Genomic DNA, 26,751 nt, shown 5'->3' on the forward strand with positions numbered 1-26,751 from the left:
TGAGACCGATCGGGCGACCGGTCATGGGTAGTCAGGGAGTATACGAGCGCGATTCTTAACCTTTGGTGAACGGCCGTGGGGTTTTTCTCCGGAGGATCAAGGCAGCTTCAAACTGGGCACTGCCGCTTTGCCTTGTTCGGTCAGCACCGGCTCCAACTGCTCCCAGGTGAAGGCCAAGTCGTTGTCGCAACCGTCACCATTGGCCGGTGTCGAGAGTTGCAGGCCCTGGGTGTTGAAGCTGAGGTGAAAGATGGAGTAATCGGTGATCGCCGGGCAGCCCTCGTCGGTGGTGGTTTGCTTGGCCAGCCAAGTGCTGAAGGCGGCCGGCAGCTTCAAATGGCCGGAATAGGCGTCAGACCATTGCTGATGGCCGCCGAGCCAGGTCCATGGGTCCACACTGTCACCGGTTTGCAGGTTCCAGGAGTGCAGGCCCCAACTGATGCCCATGGCGCCTTGGCCTGCGGCCCAGCGGTAGAACCGCACGGTGAGAAATTGCGATGACCAATAGGCAGGCTCAACCTCGATTTCACTGGTATAGACCGAGCCGTTTCGACCCAGGTATTCACGCCGTTCATAAAAATAGTCGGTCAGATCTTCGTCATTGACGGCCAGAGCGGCGAGCTGCTGGTTGATCTTCTGCACTGCCGGGCCGTCACCCTCCAGCTTGAGCGTGACGCGGGGGCCTTGGGTCTTGAGCTGGTAGGTGTGGTTGTGGAAAGTTTTCTTCTCAGTCTTGATCGGCAGCGGCGCGGCTTCCATGGGCGCGTTGTAGGCATCGCTGCCGCAGCCGTCCGTACCAATGCGGCGCAGGGCCAGTGGCAGCGGCGTGCCGCCATCGGTTTTGCTCCAGGCACCAGAAAGGGTATCGCCCTGAGGTTTTTGCAGGGCCCAGAAACCGGTGTTGCCTTCCTCCACCCAAGGGGCGTTGTCGTTGGCCTGGGTCAGTTGAATCGGGGTACGGATGCGCTGGTAGTAATAACTGCCATGCTCGCCGTCGGCGCCGTTGAAACACACGTTGATAGCGGACTTGCCCAAAGTACCTTGCCAAACCCCGTCCAACTCGGCAGCGGTGGCAAGTAAAGGCATGACGGAGAGGGCGATGACGGCGAAGGGCTTGAACACGGGTATCTGACTTCCGGTTGTCTGATAAAGGCCGTCAGGGTAATGGGAAGTGTGAGGGGATGCCAGCGGGCGAGATGCGCTGAGGCGTCTCGCCCTTTTTCGTGTTTTAGGGCTGTGGCGTCTGGGTAGTGAATGGTTGGGTGTTCAGGACTCGTTCTACCAGTAGCTCACCCAGAACGATCAATTGTTGGGCGCCCAGCAACTTGTGGCGGTGCGCGCCTTCAAGTTCGAAAGCCAAGTCGGTGGTCATGGCGTTGAGGGCGGCGAGGGTTTCGCTGGCTTGGATTAGCAGGGTTTCGGGGTGGATGTTTTCAGCGAGGGTGAAGAGGGTGGTTGGGGGATTGGGGGTGATTTTTTTCATGGCTCAAACTCCTTGATTGATGGAGTCGCCAGACATCGCTGCTAAACGAAAAGGGTGGCGACCGTACGCGGGTTAGCAGACCAGGAATCAAGGAACCCGGCGCACCCGAAAGTGCCCCACGCACAGCCGCCATGATACGAACCAGCGGATGCTGAATGCATCGCTCGAACGGATGGTGGCTTTGCAGGCCTTGATATTAACCGAGCTGCTAAACCCGGTCGCTGATTTTGCAGCGACAGGGGGAAGGCTAGGCTTGTTGGGCTGAGTGCGCTAGTTCACCGACAGCTCGGCAACTTGCAGGAAAATTCCGAAGCCCGGCCCCGTTGACCTCCCCCGTCGTCAGGCTCTGTTAAAAGCTCCAGTCCTTAGCTTGAACCAACTGGCAGAACGGCCCGCACCGCCCCGGTGTTGGTGCCTTTAGTGAACGGATGGGGAAATATTGAGCGCAGGTGTTGCGTTCGTCACCACAATTCCCAAGGGCCCGCTGCGCTTTTCCACCGTCGCCCAGCCCTGATCACCGCTACCGCCCACATGACAGATCTTGATCTGCTTGTTCACTTCCGTATCGAACACCAGGATGCCCGAGCAACTACGGCTGCCGCCTGTTGTGTATTCGTACTGGGTTGTGTAGGTGCTGAGCGTCGCACTTGTAAGAAGGATGACCACTGCTAGCAGGGAGATCATGGCCACGGCACTTGCGATGAACGTACCGAGAAAAATTCTCAATCGGTCCAGGGGCTTTTTACGCAGCCATTCGGTTTTCCTGACGCGCCACACATAGAGCATCAGCACAATTGCCAGCACCGGCGAGGCGATCAGGCAGATCTTCTCGGCCAACGGCTTGAAGTGCACAGACGGCCAGATAACGAATACCCAGGCCAGCACCAGCGCCATGGACACCAGCATGCCAATGGCGACCGGTATTACGAAGGCGTAGGCGTTTTTGTTCAATGGGAGTTCGTCCTTGTCATCAATGCTTTGAGGGCCGCGGCGGGGGAAATGATGGCAGTGATGCGCTTGGATGTCTGAGACGCATGACAGAAAAAGGCCGAGCCGCTGAACGCGCCTCGGCCTTTTGGTTACTGGAAGGTTTGCCTGTCTTGGGTGAGCACCAGCACCCGCTCAACCAACAGCTCACCCAGCACGGTGAGTTGCTGAGCGGCTAACAGCTTGTGACGGTTGGCGCCTTCCAGTTCGAAGGCCAGGTCGGTGGTCATGGCGTTGAGAGAGGCGAGGGTTTCGCTGGCTTGGATCAGGAGGGTTTCGCAGGGAATGTCTGGAGAGAGTGTGAAGAGGCTGGCGGTGGGGGGATTGGGAGTGATTTTTTTCACGATGAAGCTCCTACACTGTTCAAGGAGCTGCCTCCCCCTGCTGTCAAACAGAATAGGTGGCAGCTGTACGCGGGTTGACAGACCGGAAGTGTAGGAACCCGGCGCACCCGAAGATGCCCCACGTACAGCCGCCATGAACGGAGCGGAATGCGTAAGCATGCCGTCTTATCACGGGGTGTGAAAGGTTACACTTTTCGGCCTGTCAAAGCCGGTCGCTGATCATCAGCGACGCAGAGAAGTTAGCGTTGTGAAGTGGATTGCACCAGTTCACCAACAGCGCGGCAACTTGCGGGAAAATTCCGAAGCTCGGCCCTGCGGGGTTCAGCCTGGATTCATGATTATTACTGGTGTGTTTTTGCCAGGCGAAAAAAAGCTCAGGACTGCTGGGCAGGTTCTAACAATTGCCTGCGCGCTGTACTGAGCTGGTAGAGGGTTTTGTTCAGTCGCTGCCTGAGCGTCCAGGACGAGATGGGGCTATCGTCGAGCTTGACGCTGCCATAGCGGCAACAGTCGCAGGTTATTCGCGATAGGTAAGTTTGACCAGTTCACCAACAGCGCGCCATATTGCGGGAAAATTCCGAAGCACTGCTCTGGCGACTTTCTTTCCTCCGGAAACCTCTGCTAAAAGCTCCAGTCCTCAGCCTGAACCAACTGGCAGAACGGCCCATTGAGCGTGGCATTGTGATGAGCCACGATGGCCTCGGCTTTCATCAAGGGCGTATCAGAACAGGTATGACCGTCGGCGATAAGCACCGCCTCGAAGCCAAGATCACGCGCGGCGCGGCAGGTGCTGTCGACGCAGTATTGCGTTTTCATCCCAGTGACTACCACGCCGGTGGCGCCGCAAGCGCGCAGATTGTCAGCCAGGTCAGTCATCGCAAAAGCGTTAGGCCGACGCTTTTCGAACACCACTTCCCCACCCAGCAACTTCAGTTCCTGTGCAATCAGCGTAAGCGGGCTGCCCGATTCGATTGGCGAGCCAGCGGGGCCGATGTGACGCGCGAGAAAAATCGGCGCGCCTGCGCTGCGGGCCTTGTCCATCAGGGTGTTGAGCGTTTCCAACAGCTCGTCGCAGTGCCAGGGTTTTTCCGGGCCGTGGATGAGTCCGACTTGGATATCCAGTATCAACAGGGCGTACATGGGTGCCTCTCCTTGCGTGTGAACCAGCGACACAAGGCATAAAAAAGGCCCTGTCCATCGCTGGCGGGCCTTTGAAGTTCGTTGGTTATTGGCTCACGACACCTCGCACGCTCCGCTTTCAGCGGTCGTGGTGGTGGTTGTCGAGGTGAGGCAATAGGTACTCATGAGCTGACACTAGCAATATCGCCGCCGGCTGGCAACACACCGTCCAATGTCGCCTCAGTGCGCAAAACAGTCGTATGAGTTCAAGTTACCAGCGCCCACCTATTGCATGCTTGAGTTCAAACGCTGGCATAAAGGAGGCCACGCTGATGCAATCCCAGGAAAAGGACCTGTCTCTTGTTAACCACCTCTCGCTCAGCAGCGACGAAATCGAAGCATTTCGTCGCCAGGGGTTTATCAAACTCAAAGGCTTATTATCTGAGCACGCCATTCAATCCTTGAAGCAGGCGGCCCGTTCGAAAGTGATCTCTGCACGGGAGTCGAAGTCTGCCTATGGGGACTCCTTCAGCCGGTTGACCTACGATCTGGGGACAACCGATGCGGTGAAGAACATCTATTCCTCGATCGCTTTCAGGACGGCCTTGGTGACGTTAATCGGGCATCCGCTGATCATGACCGAGTCCCAGAGTTTCGAGCTTACCCCGCATAAAGAGGGTTTTGCCTGGCACTACGATTCCCTGAGTTTCAGGTACATCCGCCCTCAGGACGCAGCCTTCAGCGTGTGGATCCCGTTGGATCCTATCGACAATTCAGGCCAAGGCGGGGGCATGGCTTATTTAGCCGAAGACATCTACTCCGCGAAGGCGAATTTCCAGATGGCAAGCCTGCTTTCCAAACGAATGGTTGCCGGCGTTGCCGTGGAGGATTTTTCCGCGCATTTGAGAGCTGTGTTCCAAACCCCCAGCCTGCTCACAGACCTGTTTGAAGCGTATAAAACCCAGGACGATTTTGCATTGGGCGACGTACTGCTGTTCACCAAATCGATGTGGCACCGCTCTGAACCGCTCTTGCCAGGCCCGCTCGCGACTCGACTGGCGGTGACCATGCGTTTTCTCGATTGGCGTTCACGATTGGACAAAACGATGTTCGAAGGCGAGTCTGAAAGCGGTGGCGGCGTAGGAATGGGGGTCAACTGGGGCAGGCCGACCCAGACCGCCTATGGCTCGCAATTTATCGACATCAATGACGGCGAGGAAATTCGCACTTCCACGTATTGTGGACCTGTCATCTGATGCCCCCGCAACGGTCGCCTGCAGAGGAGCGCTAATGTCCAGATCCTACGCGCTGGGGGTGGCAGCTGCGGTATTTGCCACCTTCAGCTGGGCGCTTAATTTTCTATCGCCCTACATGATGGGCGCGTTCGGTCTGATTGACTTCATTACCCTGCGGTTCATCGTATCCGGCTGCATCGGGCTGGTGATGCTGCGTATCTATTGGCCTGGCGACCCTGCTTTAAGCAGGCGCTCAATCCTCAACGCCGGGCTGCTGGGCGTGCTTGGCTATGCGGTGTATATCGGTTGCATCATGGGCAGCGTGCTCAATGGCGGCGCTATCATCGCACCGGCATTCCTGAGCGCTACACCGGTCATCATTGCGGTCGCGGGCAATATGATCGAGCGCACCACCACCTGGAGCAGCCTCGCTGTCCCAATCATCCTGGCGGTTTGCGGGTTGGTCGCGGCAAACTATGGCACCTTGGTCGGTGTTTTAGACAATGACCTGACCTCCTACCTGGTCGCGGTCAGCTACGCCGTGGGTGCGGTGCTGACCTGGCTGATGTTCAGCATACTCAACCAGAAGATGCTGGCGAAAATCCCCAAGGTACACGCGGGCCTTTGGACCGGCCTGATGATGGTCGGCGCCGGTCTGAGCGTGGTCGTGTTCGTGCCGTTCGGGCTCGTATTGGACCTGTACACCTATCCGCATTTGGACCTGCACTTGGGCAACACCCTGCCGGTGCTGGCTGCCGCAGCGGCGCTGGCCTGTGTTGCCTCCGTTGGCGGCGCATGGGCCTGGAATTTTGCCAGCCAACGGCTACCGATGGCCCTGTCCGGGCAGCTTATTTCAGTGGAAACCATATTCGCAGTCGCCTTTGGGCTGATCGCCGAGCAGCGCTTGCCTACCGGTCTTGAGGTTCTGGGGATTGTTGGGCTGTTGGCCGGTGCTTCGATTGCGGTGAGGGTGATGGCTCAGGGGGATCGCGAGGGGGTGAAGGTGCAGGTTTGACTGATTGAGATGGCGGGTAGGTATGACGAATAGCAGATTTCCAGGCACAAAAAAGACGTTCAAGGACGTCCTGTTCTGTTGAAGTGGTGGGTCGGGGTAATTTGAATAGGCTTACTCTTTTTTGGCCTTACGTAGGCGAACTACAGCGCTGATCAGAACTTAATCAACCTGAAACGATAGGCCACCCACAAAACCGTTGGCCAGAACAGTGTATTGGCGATGTCATGGAGACTCGCGGCCCACCGCCAGTATCCCAAGCTCGCCTTATCATCCATAAGATCGAACAGCTCGATGAGGCTCGCCCCCGCTAACACGACCAGCCAGCAGCTGAAGGAACCCAGGGTTTTTCGAGTGATGCAGCTGGCAGCAACCAGCAATGCCAGACCTACATAGATATGCAAGGCATCCCTTGAGAGGCCGGTGGCTGAAATAATCCCGAGCTTGAGTGATTGCAGTGCGGAAGCGTCCATGAGCGTTTCCTCGTTTGTCGGGGCTTAGGCCCGCGATAGTTACCGCCGTTAGGTGGGTACGGCACAGGCGATGGCGCAGCCGTGCGCCAGTTCCCGGAGCTTTTTCGCGCCAGTGAGGGGGATGACTGGGCCTATGCACGCTGGCTGACTCTCCTCCTTGGCGAAGCCCGCAAGGGCCGCCTCCCCTCGCCTGGCTGGGCTCATGGCGAGCGGTAGTAAACGACGACCAGCTTTTCAGGCTCGCCGGGCTACCGTCAATCTGTTAGTTTGCCGCTTCTTTCGGCGAGCCATGGCAGTTTGCTCACGAACCCTATTTAGATCGCCATGGGTATATCATGGCGGCGGGCTTAGTTGCGATAAAGGCCACTTTTATCGCGCATGCAATAAAGGAAGGCTAAATGCCCACATTGAACTGGATCGGCAAGGAAGCCGTTGTCAAGCATCACAAGGATGTCCCTTTCCGCCTGCTGGAGCCGGTGGCAGAACTTTCCTGTGGCGACAATCACGGTAAGGACAGCGGTAATCTCATCGTGCAAGGTGACAACCTTCACGCGCTCAAGGCTCTGCTGCCACGCTATGCCGGGCAGGTAAGATGCATATATATCGACCCGCCTTACAACACCGGCAACGAGCGCTGGATGTACAACGATAATGTTAATAGCCCCGAGATACGCAAGTGGCTAGGCGATATCGTAGGTAAGGAAGGTGAAACCTTAGATCGCCATGACCGCTGGCTGAGCATGATGTATCCAAGACTCGTCATGTTAAGGCAGTTTCTACGGGATGATGGCGCAATTTTTATATCGTTAGATGATAATGAAATCGGACCTTTTCGAGTTCTCATGGATGAGGTCTTTGGATCGAATAATTTTGTGGCAACTATTGTCTGGCAAAAAATTTTCACCATTAAGAATAGTGCCAAGCATTTCTCTGAAATGCACGACTACGTCATTGTGTACGCTAAGAAAAAAGATAAGTGGGTGCGTAATCTTTCGCCTCGAAGCACCTCTGCGGAAGAAAGTTATTCTAATTCCGATAATGACGAGCGCGGTGAGTGGACCAGTAATGCTCTGCAGTCGAGGAATTATTACAGTAAAGGGCTGTATTCCATAACTTGTCCGGGCGGGAACGTAATAAAAGGCCCGCCGCGCGGCACATATTGGCGAATGAGCGAAGAAAAGCTTTGGGAATTAGATAGGGATAATAGAGTCTGGTGGGGTAAGTCCAAAAATAACAGCCCGCGAATCAAGAAGTTTCTTGACGAGGCGAAAGAAGGAGTTGTTCCATCAACATGGTGGGAGCACCGCTTCGCTGGGACTAACTCCGGCGCAAAAACTGAGTTGCGCGATATTCTTGGTGAGCAAGAGTTAGAGCTGTTCAATACGCCGAAGCCTTGGCAGCTTATTCAGCGAATAATTCAGGTGGCGACTGATAAGGATTCTATTGTCATGGATTCGTTTTCTGGCTCCGGCTCAACGGCACATGCTGTTTTGAAGCAAAATGCCCGGGATGGAGGGTCCAGAAAATTCATACTCATCGAGGTCGAGAAACAAGTAGCGGAACAGGTCACATCAAAGAGAGTGTCTAAGGTTGTGTCTGGATATTCATTTGTAGGTACGTCTCGTGACGAGTTGTTACGGGAGAGAGTGACTTTCAGTAGCTTCCGAAATGCTAGCAAAATACTCGAAAAAGTTTCTTTGATCGAGGAAGCTGAGAAGCAGCGGTTCACCAGGATAAAAAAAGAAGTAAAGGACGGAGAGTTGGTTGTCACTGGCGAGCTTGATGTTGAAGAGGACATGCCAGGTTTAGGCAGCGGTTTTCAATACTGCCGCCTAAGTGAGCACCCTCTCTTCAACGCCGATGGCCAAATACGCAGTGACGTGACCTTCGCGCAGCTGGCCGAATTCGTTTGGTTCGCTGAAACCGGCACGGGTTTTACCGGTACGGCCGACAGCCCACTGCTGGGCTTACATGAAGGCCGCGCCATTTACCTGCTGTACAACGGCATTCTCAAGGACAAGTCGGTGGCCGGCGGCAATGTGTTGACCGGTCCGGTGCTCGACATACTGCCTAAGTTTGCCGGTTCCAAAGTGATTTACGCCACCGCCAATCGCCTTGGTAGCCGTGCTGCCCGCGAGGGCATCACCTTCAAGCAAACCCCTTACGCGCTGGAGGTGTGAGAGATGAGCGGATTCGTTCCTAAAATTTACCAGCAGCAAGTGCTCGATAGTGTCGAGTGCTATTTTAAGGCTTGTCACGAGCTGGCCTCGCCCTCGACGGCCTTTTTCACAACTACCGAGCGATTGTGGGGCAAAGGCAACCCATACAATCCGCTGTCGGGCTTCCCGAGCGATATGCCGTATTTCTGCCTGCGGGTGCCCACCGGCGGTGGGAAGACCTGGCTGGCGGCCAAGAGCGTGGCGCTGGTCAACACCCACCTGCTTCGTTGCGAGCACAGCGTGATTCTATGGCTAGTGCCCAGTAGGCCGATCCGTGAGCAAACGATCAAGGCGCTGAAAGAAGGGAGCCACCCCTACAACGTCGCACTGCGCGAGACCGGACCGGTCACAGTGATGGATCTGGACGAGGCCAAGAGCGTGACCCGCGCCACGCTGGACACCTCCACCACGGTGATCGTCGCCACTCGCCAGGCCTTCCAAGTAGAGGAAGAAGAATGCCGCAAGGTGTATCAGAGCAGCGGCGCCCTGATGCACCACTTCGATAACCTTTCTCACGCGCAGCGCGAAGAGCTGCTGAGCGATGGCGAAGGGACGGAGCGCACGACACCGTATTCGCTGGCAAACGTACTGCGCCTGCGTCGCCCCTTTGTTGTCGTCGATGAGGCGCACAACAGCCGCACTGAGCTGGCCTTCGACATGTTGGCGCGCTTTCGCCCCAGCGGCGTGCTTGAGCTGACGGCAACGCCGGATCTGGAGCGCACGCCCAGCAATGTACTGCATAGCGTTTCTGCCGCCGAATTGAAGGCGGAGGAGATGATCAAGCTGCCGGTGGTGCTGGAAACCGAGCCCAACTGGCAACAGTGCCTGGCCGATGCTATCGGCCGTCGCGATGCATTGCACAAGCTGGCCGATGATGAGAGACGGGCCGGTGCGCCCTATTTAAGACCCCTCGTACTCATTCAGTCGGAGCCTCGTCGTGCGGGTGTCGAAACACTGGATTTCGATAAGGTCCGCCAGGAGCTGATCACCAATCACGGCATTCCTGAAGAACAGATTGTGGTGGCGACGGGCGAAGAAAAAGGACTAGAGCAGATCGACGCCGACTACAAGCGCGGGATCGCTGATCCGGACTGTCCGGTGAAATTCGTTATTACGCAGAAAGCGTTGGCCGAGGGCTGGGACTGCCCCTTCGCTTATATTCTGGTCAGCATGGCTTCCCTTTCTTCCGCTACCGCCGTCGAGCAGCTGCTGGGCCGCGTGTTGCGTCAGCCCAATGCCAGTCATCGGCAAGCTAGGCCGCTAAACCAGTCTTATGCCTTCGTGGTGTCGCGCAATTTTGCCGAGACGGCGGGAGCCTTGCGTGATCGTTTGGTGGCTGGCGCCGGCTTTGAACGGCGCGATGTAAATGAGTTCGTCATTGCCGCCAAGGCTGAACAGTCGCGATTGGATCTAGAGGGGCATGCCGGGCGTGTGGTGGTTCATCCTGTGGTGGTCACGCTTGCAGAAAAGCCGAATCTGAAAAGTGTACCGAAGCCGGTGCGTGACAAGGTGAGCTGGGACGGAAAGCTCAATACGCTGACCATCACTACGCCGCTCACGGAAGACGAGACCGACGCGTTAAAGGCTTCGGTCGAATCTGAGTCCGCCACTCAGGCCATTGAGCAAGCGGCTGAAGTCAGCCGCACGACCGCCATCGAATATTTCCTAACGCCTGCCGAAATGGGCGAGCGTCTCCGGGTACCTCAGCTTGCTCTGCGCGTGCAGGGTGAACTGCATCTCTTCGATGACCCCGAAGTTCTGGAGTATCCGTGGGAGCTTTCGCCCTACGACGCAGCACCTACAGCGGGCGACCTGTCAGCGCTCGGCGCCGCACTGCAGGTGGCTGAAGGCGGAGAAATTGATATCGATGGCAGCGGCAAGCTGATATCGCGCTTTCTGCCGGAGCTGCAGCGCGATCTTGGCCTCATTTATCAGCCTGAAAACTGGGACGAGGTGCGCCTGGCCGCCTGGCTGTGTCGGAATCTGCCCGAGCCATCGCTGACCCATTCGAGCAAGCAGGCGTTCGTTGCCGCTTGGCTGCAAGAGCTGATGATACGCGATGGATTTAGCCTGGCCCGTGTCAACTTGCAGAAATTTCTGATCCGCAATCAGGTGGAGGCTCGAATCCGCGAACTGCGTAAACGGGCGGTCGGCCAGGCTTTCCAGCAAGCGCTATTTGGTGACGACGCAGCCGCACGCGTTGCAGTAACCGACCAGTATGCATTCGAGTTCCATGCGCAGGCATATGCGCCAAGCCGTGACTATGACTGGCGTTTCGGACATTTCGATTTCCGAAAGCATTTCTACGGGCGCATCGGGGACTTTGACAGCAAGGAGGAGTTCGAATGCGCCTGCAAGCTAGACACCTGGGCTCAGCAGGGGCGCATCAAATTTTGGGTGCGTAACCTCGTAAGGCGTGAAGGCAGCTCTTTCTTCCTGCAGAAAGCGGATGGGCGTTTCTATCCAGATTTCCTGTGTCAGCTACCTGACGTTGAAGGCTGCTCGGGACCGATTCTCATCGTGGAGTACAAGGGCGCAGATCGCTGGAGCAACGCAGAGGACGACCGCTTGATCGGAGGCTTGTGGGCCAACTTATCGGAAGGCACCTGTCGCTTTGTGATGGTCAAGGATAAGTGTTGGGAATGGATTGAGGAGTATTTGAAGTGAGGATCGGGTTGACCCCCCAACTTCGCAGCGCTTATTGGCGATGAGTAGCCTTACTCTTATTGCCTTGGGGGCACGTCGCAAAAACCTCTGCAGCGTCTGAAAAATTCCTGCAGAGCGTTTGTCTGACTAGCGTTCAAGAAAATTTTTAATCAAAGAAAAAGGACGAGAATACCAGCATGAGCAGCCAAGGACTGCTCATGCTAGTTTATACATGCTGGGCGGGTGTGGAAGGCTATAGCTCAGTGCTGCGCAGTGATGAGAGATCTGATCCACTTTAGCAAGCAGCCGAACAGGTCTATTGCTAAGGCGACCAAAGGAAAAGGGGGACTGATTTATTTTTCATACCGTATTCACTGAATTCCAGACACAAAAAAAGACGTCCAAAGACGTCTTTTTTCGTTGTTTTGGTGCCGGGGTAATCTGAACAGATCTTTTAACCTGCTGATTATAAAAGATTATTTACGGTTTTATTTTCTATTGGAATACCTTTTGGAATACCAACTGCGAATGTCCTTAGATTCCCGCCTTTACCTCGACAAATGCCCGATTCCATAGCTGTAATTCGGATTTCGCTTTTGAGCGCAACCAACGGCTTTTGAAAGCAATTGCTGACGCTTGTTCATGTCTTCATTCGCTCTGGCGAGTCAGCAGGTGCCTGATTGTCATCGCGTATGTGCTCCCTAGGATCAGGCAATCCTCAGCGCATTTAGGTCGCCGTTCGGATTGTGGTGATAAAGGGAGACTCGACCCTATCGAACGCTAAATGTACCTGCGCCTTGGCGCGGGTAACACCCACATAAAACAGGCGCGCGGCCTCCTCATATGCTTCGGGCGTCTTAACGTATTTGCTTGGGACCACGCCTTCTTCCAGCCCAAGCATGATCACTGCCTGAAACTCTAACCCTTTTGAGCTGTGAAGCGTCATAAGGTTAATTTGATCCGGGCTCTTTCCCTGATTACCAAAAATCTGGACAGTGAAGTCTTCAAGCTCCCCGCCATCAGCGGCAGCTTCAATAAGATCTTTAAGGTTATCGATCTCGTCGCTCAGGCCTGGCTCGCCGTGAAGCATGTCGTTCAGAACGGCCGTAGCTAAGGAGGTTAGCCATTCATGAAGCGACAAAGCGCCATCTCTTAACGCGAAGAGAGCTGAGATCAGGTGTTTGCGAGACTGGTGTAGCTGAGTCTCAGTGTTTCCGCCCCGTTGCAAGCGCCGCCAAGCTTTGAGCAAATGGGAAAGCTGTACCTCACCGGTTTCCCAGCCGCCGGCACACCATCGCGCGGCCTCGGTGAGCCACTCGGTTAAGCGTGTGCGTTTGATCGGTGATCCACTGTCTAGGCGGAAGTACCGCATTTGTAGGCGATCAGCTGCCTTGGCGATCTCAGTACCTTCAACCTTGCTCGGATAAAGCAAGGCAATGTCACCTGGGGACCAGGTGTCATTTGCGTCGAGCAGAGCTGCCACGAGCGTTTCGAGCGCATATTTCGCCTGACCGGCGAGGTCGCGTTCAAGCCTGTGAATAATAATCTCTCCTTGTCGGTCATCGTGAGACTGGAAATCCGCGCGGTCGGGAAAAAGCGACCTTGATGCTGTGATGATGCGATCGGCGCAGCGATAATTCAGCCTCAGGGTGACCGGCTCAATACGCGCGTCTTGCGCCAGGGCCTTTAGCAAAGCGGGGTTGGCACCGGTAAATCCATAGATCGACTGATCCGGATCACCTACAGCGATGATCCGAACGTTCGCATCCAGAAAGGCTCGAACAATGCGGTGCAGCGGTAGGCCAAGGTCTTGATACTCGTCTATCACCACAACTGGATATTTTGCCCGTATTGCACGGCGCACCCATTCGTGCTTCTCAACCAACTCTAGTCCAGCAAGCACAATACCGTCGAAATCGATCTGCCCTTTCGCCAAGAGCAGATCTTCATAGGCTTCGACAATTTGCGTTTCGTATGAAGACCATGCTTTCCACTCGGCCGAGTTACGATCTGGAATCGTCCGTCGTAACTTGTCACACGCCATACGGACGTAGCTCTTCGGATATCCCCTATGTAACGAGGCGTATGCCGTGTTGAAAATCCGAGTGGCTTCGGCAGGTGTCGCTACTGCCAATGGCTCTGGCACTGCCACACCTGCCAAGTTCGAGTACGGCAGTACGAGCTCTGTCAGACAGAATGAGTGCACCGTGGAGATGAGAATGCGATTGCCATCCTCAACTGCGAGCTTGTTCAACCTTGATCTCAACTCAGACGCACAGGCATTGCTGTACGTTATGCATGCGATGCGGTGTGGTCGATGCACCGTCTCTGCAAGCAGTCTGGCGATTTTCACTGTAATGGTTTTGGTCTTACCGCTGCCGGGGCCAGCCAGAATGACGCAGTTACCTGCCGACTCGTAGGCCGCCCATTGGTCATCATTGCCGCGTAGGTCGTCAGCAGCAGCCAGATACTCGGGTCTAGCAGCACTCATCGCAGCTTCTCCCTCATGTACTCCAAAGCATCTTTAATGTAGGTAGGGCACACATCGTCGTCTGCGGCTCGCAGCGTGGAAGCTAGCCGTTGGGCAAATCTCCCCTTGCCGATGGAGTCAATGTCTTTGAGAAATAGCTTTTCGTCCAAAGAATCAGGGTCTTCAGCCAAAGCTTTGAAGCGTGCGTGCATCTTCTTGTTAGCCGATAGCCCTTTGGCAGTCTTCTGGAAGTGCTCCTCGGCGCCGGCGTTGAAGACATCGACCTCAAAAGTAAATTCGTTTAGGAAGACTCCACGCGACGGCGCAAGCTTTAGCAAATTATTTCCTGTGAGATCGTCCCAAGTCTTTGGGGGAAGCAAAGCCCGCATGATTTGGTTTATCACGCGGCTTTTCCCGTAACTATCACTTATATGTTTGGCTTCCGGGTCGTCGTCTTCTTGGCTTACCTCCGAGCCTTTGGGGTCAAAGTCAGTAAGTATAGCGAACGGAATATCGAGTCCTTCGGGGGCCAGCAGCTTCACATAGGGCGCAAAATTGGTTCCGGCGATTGAACAAACAGTTATGCCCATGGCATCAAAATCGAACGACTTGTCGTAAAGACGTGCCATGGTTGGAAGGAGGAATTTTTCCGCATCACCCTCTACAAGAATTACGCCTTTCGAGAAGAATAGTTCACCGCGTGTGACGTCCAGGTATCGCTCCAGATCCTCCCGGTCAGCGACCTTGAGTTTGATTCCCGCAAGTGATCTTGCAACGGTATGTCCTTCCTTACGGATGCTTTGTAAAACGACCACGTTTGAGAGTGGAGCGACGCTCGCGACGTTCGGCGAGTGGGTCGTGAGCAGAATGCTGCGCAGCTCTGAACTGCGCTCATCCTCATCTCGCTCCTTCAGGTAGTTTCGGTAGATCAGGCGCTGCAGATGGGGGTGTAGGTGCGCCTCAGGTTCCTCAATCGCCAGGAACGTATGTTGCCGCTCCCCTTCTTCCACTAGGTACTGATGCTCCAAGTGTTTCAGCGCAAGGTACAGCACGTTGGCGGAGCCGAGACTTGCCTCCGCTACGCCTCGTTTGCCGCCGTCGATCATCATCTGCAGTGCACGGATTAAGCGCTCAGGATCTGTTGGGGCAAAGCCTAGAGCCGTCTCGATCGTATGCATCTCGCCAATCATTTCTGTGAGCTGGCCATTGACCTGCGTCACAACGTCAGCGAGTTCGGGCAAGGCTGCAATCCTGGATGTCGTTGCATGTACTTCGTCAGCAATCTCCTGGAGGTCATCCTCGTCGATGGTCTGCGCCGCCCGGTCCAGTAACGGCCGTAGCGGAGAGCGCGTCCAGCGAGCAAGGTCTGACTCAGCGTCTCGAAGTGCTGGGAACAGATCCATCGGCATCCAACGTCTCAACTCGTATCCAACCGAATTCTCAGGGCGATTGCCTCCGAAAAGGACGAACTCATAATCCGCCTCGCCGCGAGGGGCGCGATCAATGCCCATAATAGGTTGGAAGCGATACGTGACCTTTGCCACCATCGGTGCGGGGTTAACCAAATGGTCGGCAAGTACAGCAAGCAGCTCTACGCTGTCCTCGAATTCGCTGAACTCAACTGAGATTTCAATTACATCATCGTCCTTCAGCGGCCTGGGCAGACCATCCCAGAAATCATCAAGACGCAGCCGCCGCGCGGAGTCAGGTAGGGTAGGGTCCAGGATCATCCGTAGGGCGAAGAGCAGATTGGTCTTTCCCACCTTATTCTCGCCCAGTACCACCGCGTGCTGTCCCAAGTTCACGTCGAGGTGCTTGAAATTTCTGAAGTTCTTGATCGTAATTCGACTCAGCCGCATATAGCCCTTCCCTAGATTGCGAGTGCTAACGGGGATAACGGCTATCCCCGCGTACGGTTTTTGAGTTGTGCGTCGCACCTCTCGTAGTGGCACCATACTGGCGCGCTCTATCACGTTTGTCACCCGCAGTGTGGGATGCCTGTAACTCGGCATAGACTGGAAAGGTTGGGTAATCCAAGTCTTATAGAGCTAAAGAAGCACATAGCTATCTATAGCTCCTTAGAGCACTTAAACAAACGGGCGATCAAAAAAGGTGGTATTGCTCTAGCCGGGCGTTTCCCTCAAATCGTTAGGCAAAGTACTAAGTAATGAGTCGAGTGTTTTCGTCAGATAGAGTTATCGCTTCAGTAATGGATAAACTTAAAAGAGTGGTGCTGTTTTTTAGTCATAAATTTTTAAGTAGTTGTGAAGTTCTGATTCGTTCTGGTATGTGGTCATTTTTTTCTGTCTCCATTTCTATCAAGATTTCTAAAATTCTTGCTCGGCTTACTTCATGGTGGCTTGCCAGTTTTTCGAGGCTTTCAATTGCCTTGTCTGAAAGAACAAAGTTGTACTGAGCCTTTCCTTTTAGATTTTCTCTGTATTTTTTTTGAGTCCATCCTTTTTTGATTTTTCCTATATAAAGTTCTTTTTGTTCTTGTGAGTAGTTCGCCCTGTCAAAAAAAATCAAAAGGTCTTCGAATTTTTCGAATGGTGTGAATCCAAGTGTGGCGGCGAAGAGATTTTTTGTTAGCCAGTCCCAAGCGAATTGGCTTTTCTGGTCGTCACCTTTAAACCAGGCATACATTTTGTCGTTTGTTTTGTGTCTTTTCCATCGCTGTTCAAGATGTCTTAGTAGTGTTGTTTTTTGAGTTATATCTTTTTGCCATACGTCGAGGATCGCTAAAGGAAGGTCTTTCCCTGAGAGGTAAAAGTAGTAATTAAGTTGGCTGTGTTCGGTTGAGATTTGTATTTCTCTTGTCGCCCACTCTGTTGCACGACGGTCTTCTATTATCCATTCAATATCTTTCTTGTGGACGAGTTGCTTCTGTCTTTCTTTCAGTAGCTCGCCGACTCTCCATGGTCTAGTTTTTAAGTAACTGGCCATTTTTTCTCTCATGCCAGTATCAAAGTAGTCATTTGGATTAAATGTGGTTTCAAAGAATGAAAGTGTGTACCACAGCCATATATCGTGGCGTTCACTGTATTCCGTCTCACCAAGAACTTGAGAAAGATCGTCTTCGATGTGTAGTGCCACTATAGAGTCCTTCTAGCGTAAATTAAGTAAGAATGTAGGTGTACTCTAACATTGTACAAGTGTCAATCAAGAGTGTCTCTAGTAGATAGGATGCAACGGTTATTAAGTGTTTACTGGGGTGATGAGCCTTTTTATGCGGCGATCTGGCGAAGTGGAGCAACCTCCATTTCACAAGCAATTTTTGCGTTTGATTGCCATTAGGTGTGCTGCTTTGCCAAGGTTGCCTCGCCAGGTTCTTCCTTTGGGTGAGGGGTAGAGTCTGTAGCACGTTAATTTTTACTGGGCTTGCCAATCCTCTGGACGAATACAGGAGCTGCGTTCATGAGGATAATTCGGTTGAAAGAGGTCATGGATCTAACTGGCCTTGCTAGATCTACGATTTACAAGTTTATTTCGGGAGATTTATTTCCCAAACCTATTTCCTTGGGGGACCGTTGTGTGGGTTGGCTGGAAAGTGAAGTTCACGATTGGATACTAAGTAAAGTTAAAGAGCGGGATCGGTTGGTGGAGAATGATGCTTGAGGATCTGCTGCGTTTGCCTTTCACTGGATAGGTTCTAGTTAATACCATGAAGGAACTATCCTTCATGGTGTTTTTCCAGAGTTGTTGTTTCTCTGTAATTTATCTTTTTTAACAGGGTTTGCGAGTGTTTTGTCTGGTGTTGTATCGTTAGAAAGTTTCGGTATTGGTACTATGCTTATACAGTTTCTCTATTGTGAGTTTGGCTTGTCTGTACTGATTAGGTGTAGGGGTGTGTCGGAAGGAATGTAGGCACTCTAAGCAGAGCAGTACTGTGCTCTGCATTCTTAGGTGTAAGTAAAAATGTACTAGTGGGCCTGACTATATGAAACTAAATACTCGGAGCTCCATCATGGCTAGATATCCAGGCAACACGAATTTAACCCTTCACTACGAAGGTTCTTATCAAGGCTTGACCGTGCAAGTGGATAAGGGGCCTTTCATCCAAGAGTACCTAAACCGTCTTCATCAGACGGTATCTCGAGCGCTTAATCAGTACCCTCGTGTGTTCGCATTCAGGTTTGACCTGCGGCTACCAGCTAACAGTCAATTGCCCGATTACGCTTTCACGAACGAAGTTATTGACCGCTTCATCGAATCCTTTAAAGCCAAAATCAAGCACAATCGCCAAATGGCGAAACTTGTGAATAAGTACGCTCACGACACCAAGGTGCGTTACGTCTGGGCTAGGGAACAAGGGCAGCACGCGCGACCACATCATCACTTTGCGATCTTGCTGAACTACGATGCATTCAATGCGCTGGGTAAGCTCGAATCAGGCAGAGACAACATGTTTAATCGCTTGGAAGGAGCGTGGGCAAGCGCTTTAGGGTTATCAGTAGAGGCTGTCAGGGGATTGGTCGAGATTCCACAAAATCCTTACTATCACTTGTATCGCGACGAGATAGCCGGACAGGCAGCCTTCTTCCATCGTGCGAGCTACCTGTGTAAGTCGAGCACGAAGGTTTTTGGGGATGGTTCCCATGGTTTCGGGTGCAGCAGAACCTGAGCACAACGCTGAATCACGACAAAAAAATAGAAGGACACCGTGCCGACGACCACCCTGGCAATGCCAAAGGCGGTCCATCGGACGGTGTGTACATTGGAGTTAAAGGTAACCTCGTTCAGCCAGCGATACGCAGCCTTCATGACCTACAACGATGTGATCCAACGTCTGGGTGCCAATCATGCTGAGGGCATTCTTGAGCGCCTGGGTTAGCGTGCGATCAGCTTGGCTGGGTTCAGGGTCGCCGGATGGATGGTTATGTACCAAAATCACCGCTGCCGCATTGTGCTCCAACGCAATCTTGACCACTTCTCGCGGGTAGACTCTGGCGCCATCCAGTGTGCCTCTGAATAGCTCCCTGAAGGCAATCACTCGATGTTTGCTGTCGAGCAGTAGTAGCGCAAAGACCTCGTGCTCGTGGTACTGCAGCAGTGTTTGCAGGTGGCTAAAAACCTGCTTTGGCTCCGTTAATGCCCGGCCTTTAGACAGACGGCTCATTGCCAATTGTTGTGCCATCTGCAGGATGTCAGCCTCGGTAACCGGGGATTCCATGACATAGGTACCGATTGTTTCACCGGCTATCAGCTTGTGATATTTCATTCGGGTATTCCTGAGCGAATAGGGAAGAACGCAGAAGAGTTGATGGCTACTGAACCGAAGACCTGCTTTTGTGCTGCGAGGCTCGCGATTCCAGCTTCTGGGCAAGTGAGGGTTTGGCAGGCGCTGCCGGTGGAGGGGGGGTGAGTTCTATACGGCTGGGCTGATCTTCAATGACAGGGAAGAACTCCTCGACGATGGCACCTGTGTCCTCCACGGTGTCCTCAAAGGCCCCATTGTTAAAACCCTGCCGTGCCGCTTGATCCAAGGCGCTCTGGTCAAAGCCTGCGGCTTGACGGGTCTCCTCCAATTGCTTGGCTGCAAGTAAGGCATCCTCCATGCCCAGACCGCTGCGTACCGTGATGTCTACGTAGAAAATCGGTACACCGTGGCTTTGGCGAGTGGACTTACCGCGAAGACGCAACTCCAGCGGCAAGCAGGCCAGTCGATCGCCGGAGATGGCTTGCAGATAATGCAGTCGCGCTGCGAGGGTGCGGATGCTGTTGTAGCCGGTAGTGCGAAAGACAAAGCTGCCAAGTGGATCGTCATCGCCAATCACCACGTTGAGCCGGCCGTAAGGTTTGCAGGCACTGCCTTGGGCCAGTGAACAGCCATCCGGGGAAGGGCAGGGCAACGACTGAATGCCATCCTTGGTCAGACGCTTGCAGGTCTCACCATTGCCGACGCACAGCGGGCGACCAGTGTTGCGGTCGAACAGGCTGTAGTCGGCTCGAAAGTTGAGGTCCGGCTCGTTGAACAGCAGCCGGATCGGAATGCTGCGCAGTTTGCCGTCCTGGCCATTACGCAGCTCCTCATTGAGGGGGTGCAGCAGCCAGCCGTCACGGCTCTGTACTTGGGAGGTAAGGGTGAATTGATCGTCCTTTTCCGGTAGACGCTTGCCGTTCTTTTCGACGAGCTTGCCAATGGATATTCGGCCCAAAATCGGCGGAGTGATGGCTAAACCTTTGAGCATGGGAGTTCTCCTGTATCTGAAATAAAAATGCCACCGAGACCGCGTAAACGGCCAGGGTGGCGTTGGAGAGAAAGGGCATGGGAATAAGGGAAGCGCGAGCGAGCGTTCAGGCCAGCAGAAAACGTCGACTGCCGGTTTTTGTGGTCGAGTAGCGTACTTGCAGGTGGGGTTTTTCTTTCAGCAGGCGGGGGATATCCAGGGCCGTGCTGTCTTTGGCTTTCTTCCACGTGATGCTGCCGGTCGCGAAGGTCGCCCGACTGGCATCGCCCATGGCCTGTTGCAACGTTTGCTTGAGCTGAGCTTCCTGCTTCTCCTGCAGAGCAATCGACTTGCGCACGTTCTGCAGTTCGGTAAAGGCCGTGCAGAGCAGTGTGTCGTGGCTAAAATCCAGGATTTGTCCATTGTCATGCGGATACAGACAGCGCAAAGCTTGCTCCGCCGAGGCAGAACCGTCTGCTGGCGGCGGGGTGTCACTGACGACGTAATCCCAGAAGAGCCGTTCCAGGTCAATCAACCGAGCTATCAGTGACTCATCGCGTTCAATGCGATGAATTTCCAGATGCTGACCTCCGAGCAGTACCGCCACATCCGCCGCCTGCTTGCCAGTCACGGCCAACTGGTGAATGACCTGCAACTGCACATACTCGGGCACGCCTTCTTTCCAGAGAAGTGCGCCGTTTATGCCGGCGGTTTTGCATTCGAGAATCTGCACTTCTGACGCACCGATAACCTCACGGTCGATATTGGCCAGCATCCAGGCCAGTTTGGGATCAGGATGCTGCAGAACCGCATTGACCCGGCGGACCCGATGACCGCTGCGCCGGGTGTAGTGGGATGCGACAATCGGCTCCAGGATGTTGCCCCAGTACGCGGGGTTTTCCTCATCCTGCGGATCGATCATGGGCAGTAAAGTGTCACGCCCGGTTTTTTCCATCCAGAGTTCCAGCTGTGATTTATAAGGGTTCAGGCCCACAGCGGCGGCGGCATCCGAACTGCCGATGCCTTGCTTGCGCACGGTCAACCAGTCCTCACGCGGCAGTTGTTTGGTGCCGACCAAGCGTAAGGCAGGACGGGGTTTAGTTCTGAGATTTAGTAGGGATTGAGTGCTCATAATCATTTCCTTGAGGCATAAAAAACGCCCAACCAGCACGAAGCTGATCAGGCGTTTAGGGAGTGGAAGAACAGAATGGGGAAGGGGTTTATGAGGACAGTGAAAACTAGGCCTAAGCTGCAAGTTGTAGCGCCGCCTCCAGCGCCCGTTGCTTGAGCTGTGCTCCTTGCCCGAACCAGGCAGAGTCCATACGGTACTCGATGCTTCTCGCACGGCGTTCGTGGTCGACGTACTCCGTCACGGCGTTGAGCAGGCCCCAGGCGGTTCCTTGAGCTGACTCCAGGGTTGACCCGCGACCCTGACCTTCATACAGGCATTGCACCTTGCGTAGTGCCCGCTCGTTGGGAAGTACTGCCGGTAGTGGCATGTTCGGATTGGCATCACACAGCACGTTCATGAAGAATCCCATGGCTTCATGCCACTGAACTTTGCGTTCAGATAGCATTCGCATCCGGTGCATGAAGTTGTCCCATTGCGAGACAGCGATACCGAGTTGCTTTTTTACTGCCTGTGGATCGAAGCGCGTGCTGTGCGGCACCTTGATCGCTTTGCACGAACCGTCCAGCGCAATAGTCAACGTGTTATTGCAAACTACCCGCACAGTTGTAGGTGTGGCCGTGGTAGCCAAGGTACCGTCACAGGAGGTGGCCAGCAGGAGATAACCATTGACCTGATCGTTGCCTTTCAAGGTCGTTCCTTGGCCAGTGCGGGCCAGCGCCCAAAACTTGCGACCGCCTTTGAGTACGCCGGCCGTTTCCAGCTCGTAACCCGATACTTCAGTGAGGTCCCGATAGAACTCCAAGACCTCGCGCGGCTGCACGACCTGGTAGCGCTGAGAAACCACGGACAACGGGGCCTTAGTATCGGAGCGGTAGAGAACCTTCTGGTCAGGGAAGGTGTGAATTGAGCCAAGTGCACCGATGCTATCGGATTTGAAATGCACCGGGCTGTCCTGGATCTTCCAGTCCATACCCGCTTCGCGCTGCCAGATTTCGATGGGTTGTTTCGGAGAAAGGCGACTACCCAGACCGTGCCAGGGAGTTGCGCCAACATAAGCCATTTGTTCAATGAGATGAGCCATGGGAATAGGTCCTTTGACAAAGGGGAAGCCCCTGTTTGCATGAGAAACAGGGGCTGACTCGATGATTTAGCGATTAGCGCTGAAGCTGTAACCGCACTCTAGGCATTGATAGTTATTCAGTACCTTGTCATCGATCTGTTCACCGAGCGTGGCCCCGGCGATACCGCCAGCGACCCCTCCAAACAACCCCCCTAAAATCGCCCCAGCGACGCTCCCGATCGCGATGCCTATTGGGCCTCCGGCGACACCTAAAACAGCTCCAGCTTCGGCGCCGGACAGAGCGCCAGCTGTACCACTGGCGGCGCCGCCTGCGGCACCGATCAAACCGCCTGCTTGTTTCCCAATATTTTTCGTGACGATGCGTCCAGAGTTACAACTTGGGCAAGGGCTATACATACGCAGATCCTCTCAAATGATGAGCGTGCTAAGCGAAGTGCAGGCACGCCAAAATCCCAACTGCAGTCGATACAGGCGGGCGTTCATAGAGGTGATATAGGTCTGAAATATTTTTGATTATCCACGGGCGCACAGCCAATGGTCATACAGAATGGACGGTGGAAAGGCACTGGGCTGACCTGCGCGGCCTGGCAAGATCAGCAGTTGAACAGTGCGACACTCGAGCAGGAGGGAGTATGAGGCAAACCCGCCCTACAACTGACCGACTATCGGGTCTCTCGGACCAGAAATCCATTGATAGCGCCCAGCGTTACGACAGTAAAGACTCAGGCTAAGGTGCTGGCATATGGGCATGATTTTCTAGCATTTGTCCATGGGAAGTTCTTGATTCGCCGTAGTGAAACTACAGCGCTCCCACCCCGAATTTGTTGTGCCCCGAAAAATGTGCCGAGCGAGGTACTGTCATTGATCGCCAGCGGGATTGGCGATTGACGCATCAATGTGAGCGTGTCGGTCGTCCTGAAAATCCAAACCCATGGTCTGCGGGTATTTGGATTTTAGTTTACTGAGCTGAAACGACGACGGTACTCAGTTGGCGTGAGGCCAACGACTTTTCGGAACCGCGACCGGAAGGTCACCGCAGACCCGAATCCGGAAAGAAATGCCGTTTGATCAATCGATATCTCGCTCTCCTCAAGCAATGCACGCGCTCGATCAATACGAGCGGTCAGAAGCCACTGTAAAGGAGTAGTACCAGTCTGTTCTTGAAATCGCCGAGCGAAGGTGCGGGAGCTCATGTTGGCGCGAGCCGCAAGACTATCGACCGTGTGCGAACTGTTCAAATTGTCCCGTATCCATTCGATCAACGGCGCCAAGCTCGTAGGAGAGCCTGGAAGCTCCTGACGAATAAACTGGGCCTGACCACCATCACGGTACAGAGGCGCGACCGCTAGACGGGCAGTATTTGCCGCAACAGACTGACCATAATCGCGTCGCACGAGATGCAAACACATATCCAATCCTGCTGACGCACCCGCCGAAGTCACGATGCTACCTTCATCAACGAATAGAACATTAGGTTCTACTGTTATCTCTGGGTAAAGCCTGGCCAAGTCCTCGGCGAAGCGCCAATGCGTCGTGACGCGCTTTCCGCTTAGAAGACCGCTCGCGGCAAGGATAAAAACTCCTGTGCAGATTGACGCTAATCTTGCACTACGAGCATGTGCCTGGCGAAGAGCAATTCTTACCGCCTCTGGAACCTCTCCAAACGGGTCTTCACACCCGGGAATGACAATGGTGTGGGCCAGCTCAAGACGGTCGAGGCCGTACCGCACATGCATATCAAAACCAGTGGCCCGAATTGTCCGCTCGGGTGCGCACACCTCCACCTCGTAAGCTTTGCTCCCATCAACCTGAGAAGCCAAAGCGAAAACCTGATAAGCGATACCAAAGTCCAACGGCACCACGTCATTCAATACCAGAACCGCAATTTTATGCACGGCGTCGACCTCCGCTCTCACAATCAAAATAACTGGCAGAAAACGATCGCTTGATGTCATTTAAGCCACTCACGTGCAGCGTCCGGCAGGAATACTCTTTCAGTCAAGTACGAAGAGAGGAGACGGTAATGTCTGATGATATGAGCAATGAGAGTGAAGGCCGCCAACTGCAGATTGGCATGGTGATTTTTCCTGGTTTCACTCTGCAGGACTTGGCCGGCCCACAGACGGCATTCGGCCTTCATGCCAAAACCCACATAATCTGGAAGACCCTGGAGCCCGTTCCCACGGATATGGGCGTCACCATGAACCCCACGATCACGATTGATGACGTTCCAGATAACCTGGACGTGCTGTTTGTCGCAGGTGGCGGAGGAACGCCTGAAATCATGAAGGACCAGGAGCTGCTCGATTTTATTGCTCGCGCAGGCAAGACTGCCACCTATGTAACCGCTGTATGCACAGGCTCTGTACTTCTTGCTATGGCGGGACTATTGGAGGGCTACCGTGCAGCGACCTATTGGCCTTTCTACGAACCCCTTATCGCACTGGGTATCGAACCGAGCTACGAACGGGTATGCGTCGACAGGAACCGAATCACAGGTGGCGGTGTAACGGCAGGTATCGACTTTGCGCTGAAGGTCATCGGCGAGCTTAAAGGCCAGGATGCGGCAGAGTTTACTCAGCTTGTGCTCGAGTACGACCCGCAGCCGACAATGAACTCGGGGAATCCACGTACCGCGCGGCCGGAGATCGTCGCACAGATAAAGGGGCTGTGGGGGAGAACTGACGAGGCTGTGAGAGTCGCGAATGAGCATATGAAGCGTCGAGCGCAGTTATCAAAACTAGCTCCCGCGTGATCGTTGCTCTGTAACATTGTTCTCGGCGAACCTTGATCAGTCATTTCTGCGCCATGCCGCGGGGTCGCTCTAGGGTCAGTTCCTAAGCTGGCGTCAAGTTCAAGCACATAGCCCCGCGCGTACCTACGCACGGGGGGTTTACGTTTAGAGTTGGCTCATTAGTGGCCCACTTGTAAGCACCCACGTGAATGCCATCTTTACAATCCTTCGCACGTTTCGGCTCCTTTTGAATGAATGGATTCAGCATTCTCAAGAGCCATAAGTCAGCGGGTGCATCCAGGATGAGTTCGGCTTCGCTATGTACCGCTATTGATTATCGAGCACTCAACACTCAACCGATTCTCGCGGCGGACATACTGCGGTGAATATCCATGCAGTCGAACGAACGCCCTACGCATTCGTTCTGGGTCAGTAAAACCGACCGCCTGAGCAATCTGCTCGATCGGCTCGCTGCCTTCTTGCAGACGTAAACACGCCGCTTCGACGCGCAAGCGTTCCACTGCTTTAGCTGGTGTTTCACCTGTCTCTCGGCGGAACGCTCGTCCGAATTGTCGCAGGCTCAATCTCGCCGCATCGGCGAGTCTCTCAATGGGCAACTCCTCGGCCAGATGCTCTCTCGCGAATTTCAGCGCAATACGGATGCGATCTGACTCTGGCTCCATTTGTGACATCGCGGAAAACTGTGACTGGCCACCAGGCCGTCGATATGGAACGACCAGCAATCTGGAGACATCGCGCGCTACATTCACGCCCATATCTTTCTCAATCAGGGCGAGGGCCAGATCGATCCCGGAAGCGATGCCGGCCGACGTCCAGATGTGCCCGTCCTCAATAAAAATATTGTCCCCCTCAACCTTGATGCGGGGAAAACGCGATTGCAGTAGTGCGGTGTGATTCCAGTGCGTCGTGGCCCGCCGATCGTTCAACAGCCCGATTTCCGCAAGCAAGAACGCCCCGGTGCACACGCTGGCGACTCGCGAAGCGTTGACGATCAATTGCCTTGCTGCGGCGAGATTCTCTGCTGTCAGCATTGGCTCGACTTCGCCACCCACAAAAATCACGGTGTCAAAGGTGTGCTGGCAAACTGGAGTAGTTTCGACCGGAAGGCCTGAATTACCAATAACCGATCCTCCGGAGTGCGATACGACACGAAGCTCATACGGCTTATGACCAACAGCCGTCGCCACTTGATTGAATGCAGACAGTGGCCCAGCAAGATCGAGGGCATCATGACCAGGGCAGACAAAAAATCCAATTCGGTACATCGCAGCTCAGCTCCAGCGTTTTAAGTCTCAGATTAACGGGAACCCTAGTGTAATACCACGGAGCCTGGCGCCCTTCATGGCTTTTAGTAGCGAGATTTATTGGCTTAAAGTGAGGGATAAACGTCGTTTTCGTTTCCTATACTCCTACGTAAAGTTGGTGACACGCACACCATGAGCGACGGTTGTAATGCTCGCTTTTACAGGTTCGCAGGCGGCGCAGTAGAGCACTAAGAATCACCAATGTTTTAGTCCAATGCTTGTAACGCAACGGCTTGAGTACGCTTACTCAGGAGTGGGCCCGCTACGTATGAATGCATCGTCTCCAAGCCAGGGGAGGAGCACTCGTTGTAGCAAACATTT

Annotated in this window: 23 protein-coding genes; 7 read left to right on the plus strand and 16 right to left on the minus strand. The window is 54.1% G+C overall.

The window, feature by feature from the left end; translation table 11 throughout:
* Positions 1–96: 96 nt before the first annotated feature.
* The 5 genes from CRN80_RS13290 to CRN80_RS13310 form a co-directional block, all read right to left on the minus strand.
* A complete protein-coding gene (locus CRN80_RS13290) occupies positions 97–1,122 on the minus strand; it encodes a hypothetical protein (protein ID WP_098950320.1) in 1,026 nt (341 codons plus the stop codon).
* A 106-nt stretch (positions 1,123–1,228) separates the two neighbouring features.
* Entirely contained in the window at positions 1,229–1,483 is a 255-nt protein-coding gene (locus CRN80_RS13295) for a DUF6124 family protein (RefSeq protein WP_098950321.1), read from the minus strand.
* 417 nt (positions 1,484–1,900) lie between these two features.
* A complete protein-coding gene (locus CRN80_RS13300) occupies positions 1,901–2,434 on the minus strand; it encodes a hypothetical protein (protein WP_050516280.1) in 534 nt (177 codons plus the stop codon).
* A gap of 128 nt (positions 2,435–2,562) precedes the next feature.
* On the minus strand, positions 2,563–2,814 hold the full coding sequence (locus CRN80_RS13305; RefSeq protein ID WP_098950322.1) for a DUF6124 family protein: 252 nt from the start codon (positions 2,812–2,814) through the stop codon (positions 2,563–2,565).
* A 621-nt stretch (positions 2,815–3,435) separates the two neighbouring features.
* Positions 3,436–3,954 (minus strand): isochorismatase family protein, encoded by a 519-nt coding sequence (locus CRN80_RS13310; RefSeq protein ID WP_098950323.1) that lies wholly within the window; start codon positions 3,952–3,954, stop codon positions 3,436–3,438.
* A 311-nt stretch (positions 3,955–4,265) separates the two neighbouring features.
* Between CRN80_RS13310 and CRN80_RS13315 the strand changes: the two genes are divergently transcribed.
* On the plus strand, positions 4,266–5,189 hold the full coding sequence (locus CRN80_RS13315) for a hypothetical protein (protein ID WP_098950324.1): 924 nt from the start codon (positions 4,266–4,268) through the stop codon (positions 5,187–5,189).
* Between the two features lie 58 nt (positions 5,190–5,247).
* Entirely contained in the window at positions 5,248–6,183 is a 936-nt protein-coding gene (locus CRN80_RS13320; RefSeq protein ID WP_169918608.1) for a DMT family transporter, read from the plus strand.
* 152 nt (positions 6,184–6,335) lie between these two features.
* Here CRN80_RS13320 and CRN80_RS13325 read toward each other — a convergent pair whose 3' ends face one another.
* The gene (locus CRN80_RS13325) at positions 6,336–6,653 is read right to left on the minus strand and encodes a hypothetical protein (RefSeq protein ID WP_098950326.1); all 318 of its coding nucleotides are present in this window, start codon (positions 6,651–6,653) and stop codon (positions 6,336–6,338) included.
* 398 nt (positions 6,654–7,051) lie between these two features.
* Between CRN80_RS13325 and CRN80_RS13330 the strand changes: the two genes are divergently transcribed.
* Both CRN80_RS13330 and CRN80_RS13335 read left to right on the plus strand, forming a co-directional pair.
* Positions 7,052–8,833 carry a site-specific DNA-methyltransferase gene (locus tag CRN80_RS13330; RefSeq protein WP_098950327.1) on the plus strand — a complete coding sequence of 594 codons (1,782 nt, stop codon included), beginning with the start codon at positions 7,052–7,054 and terminating at the stop codon, positions 8,831–8,833.
* Positions 8,834–8,836: 3 nt separating this feature from the next.
* Entirely contained in the window at positions 8,837–11,539 is a 2,703-nt protein-coding gene (locus tag CRN80_RS13335) for a DEAD/DEAH box helicase (protein ID WP_098950328.1), read from the plus strand.
* A 706-nt stretch (positions 11,540–12,245) separates the two neighbouring features.
* On the opposite strand, the gene CRN80_RS13340 is transcribed toward CRN80_RS13335, so the two are convergent.
* The 3 genes from CRN80_RS13340 to CRN80_RS13350 form a co-directional block, all read right to left on the minus strand.
* The gene (locus CRN80_RS13340; protein WP_098950329.1) at positions 12,246–14,009 is read right to left on the minus strand and encodes an ATP-dependent helicase; all 1,764 of its coding nucleotides are present in this window, start codon (positions 14,007–14,009) and stop codon (positions 12,246–12,248) included.
* On the minus strand, positions 14,006–15,847 hold the full coding sequence (locus tag CRN80_RS13345; protein WP_098950330.1) for an ATP-dependent endonuclease: 1,842 nt from the start codon (positions 15,845–15,847) through the stop codon (positions 14,006–14,008). The genes CRN80_RS13340 and CRN80_RS13345 overlap by 4 nt, the downstream gene beginning before the upstream one ends.
* A gap of 385 nt (positions 15,848–16,232) precedes the next feature.
* A complete protein-coding gene (locus tag CRN80_RS13350) occupies positions 16,233–17,084 on the minus strand; it encodes a hypothetical protein (protein ID WP_098950331.1) in 852 nt (283 codons plus the stop codon).
* A gap of 321 nt (positions 17,085–17,405) precedes the next feature.
* Here CRN80_RS13350 and CRN80_RS13355 point away from each other — a divergent pair, with 321 nt between their 5' ends.
* Both CRN80_RS13355 and CRN80_RS13360 read left to right on the plus strand, forming a co-directional pair.
* Positions 17,406–17,606 carry an AlpA family transcriptional regulator gene (locus CRN80_RS13355; RefSeq protein WP_098950332.1) on the plus strand — a complete coding sequence of 67 codons (201 nt, stop codon included), beginning with the start codon at positions 17,406–17,408 and terminating at the stop codon, positions 17,604–17,606.
* Between the two features lie 349 nt (positions 17,607–17,955).
* Positions 17,956–18,612, plus strand: coding sequence for an inovirus-type Gp2 protein (locus tag CRN80_RS13360; RefSeq protein ID WP_098950333.1), 657 nt, complete (start codon positions 17,956–17,958; stop codon positions 18,610–18,612).
* Between the two features lie 99 nt (positions 18,613–18,711).
* On the opposite strand, the gene radC is transcribed toward CRN80_RS13360, so the two are convergent.
* From radC to CRN80_RS13390, 6 genes are all read right to left on the minus strand, one after another.
* A complete protein-coding gene (gene radC, locus CRN80_RS13365; protein ID WP_016973819.1) occupies positions 18,712–19,209 on the minus strand; it encodes a DNA repair protein RadC in 498 nt (165 codons plus the stop codon).
* Between the two features lie 46 nt (positions 19,210–19,255).
* A complete protein-coding gene (locus CRN80_RS13370; RefSeq protein ID WP_098950334.1) occupies positions 19,256–20,179 on the minus strand; it encodes a hydrolase or metal-binding protein in 924 nt (307 codons plus the stop codon).
* 106 nt (positions 20,180–20,285) lie between these two features.
* On the minus strand, positions 20,286–21,290 hold the full coding sequence (locus CRN80_RS13375; RefSeq protein ID WP_098950335.1) for a YqaJ viral recombinase family protein: 1,005 nt from the start codon (positions 21,288–21,290) through the stop codon (positions 20,286–20,288).
* A 112-nt stretch (positions 21,291–21,402) separates the two neighbouring features.
* Positions 21,403–22,371 (minus strand): DUF932 domain-containing protein, encoded by a 969-nt coding sequence (locus tag CRN80_RS13380; RefSeq protein ID WP_016973816.1) that lies wholly within the window; start codon positions 22,369–22,371, stop codon positions 21,403–21,405.
* 66 nt (positions 22,372–22,437) lie between these two features.
* Positions 22,438–22,767, minus strand: coding sequence for a hypothetical protein (locus CRN80_RS31655; RefSeq protein ID WP_008436736.1), 330 nt, complete (start codon positions 22,765–22,767; stop codon positions 22,438–22,440).
* A 557-nt stretch (positions 22,768–23,324) separates the two neighbouring features.
* Positions 23,325–24,326 carry a helix-turn-helix domain-containing protein gene (locus tag CRN80_RS13390; RefSeq protein ID WP_016973815.1) on the minus strand — a complete coding sequence of 334 codons (1,002 nt, stop codon included), beginning with the start codon at positions 24,324–24,326 and terminating at the stop codon, positions 23,325–23,327.
* A gap of 68 nt (positions 24,327–24,394) precedes the next feature.
* On the opposite strand from CRN80_RS13390, the gene CRN80_RS13395 reads away from it, so the two are divergent.
* Positions 24,395–25,126 carry a DJ-1/PfpI family protein gene (locus CRN80_RS13395; protein WP_016973814.1) on the plus strand — a complete coding sequence of 244 codons (732 nt, stop codon included), beginning with the start codon at positions 24,395–24,397 and terminating at the stop codon, positions 25,124–25,126.
* Positions 25,127–25,422: 296 nt separating this feature from the next.
* Here the strand turns inward: CRN80_RS13395 and CRN80_RS13400 are convergent, their stop codons facing one another.
* Positions 25,423–26,391, minus strand: a complete 969-nt coding sequence (locus CRN80_RS13400; protein ID WP_016973813.1) for a GlxA family transcriptional regulator — start codon at positions 26,389–26,391, stop codon at positions 25,423–25,425.
* Between the last annotated feature and the right edge of the window lie 360 nt (positions 26,392–26,751).

The sequence above is a fragment of the Pseudomonas sp. FDAARGOS_380 genome (assembly GCF_002591235.1).
Lineage (GTDB): Bacteria > Pseudomonadota > Gammaproteobacteria > Pseudomonadales > Pseudomonadaceae > Aquipseudomonas > Aquipseudomonas salmasensis.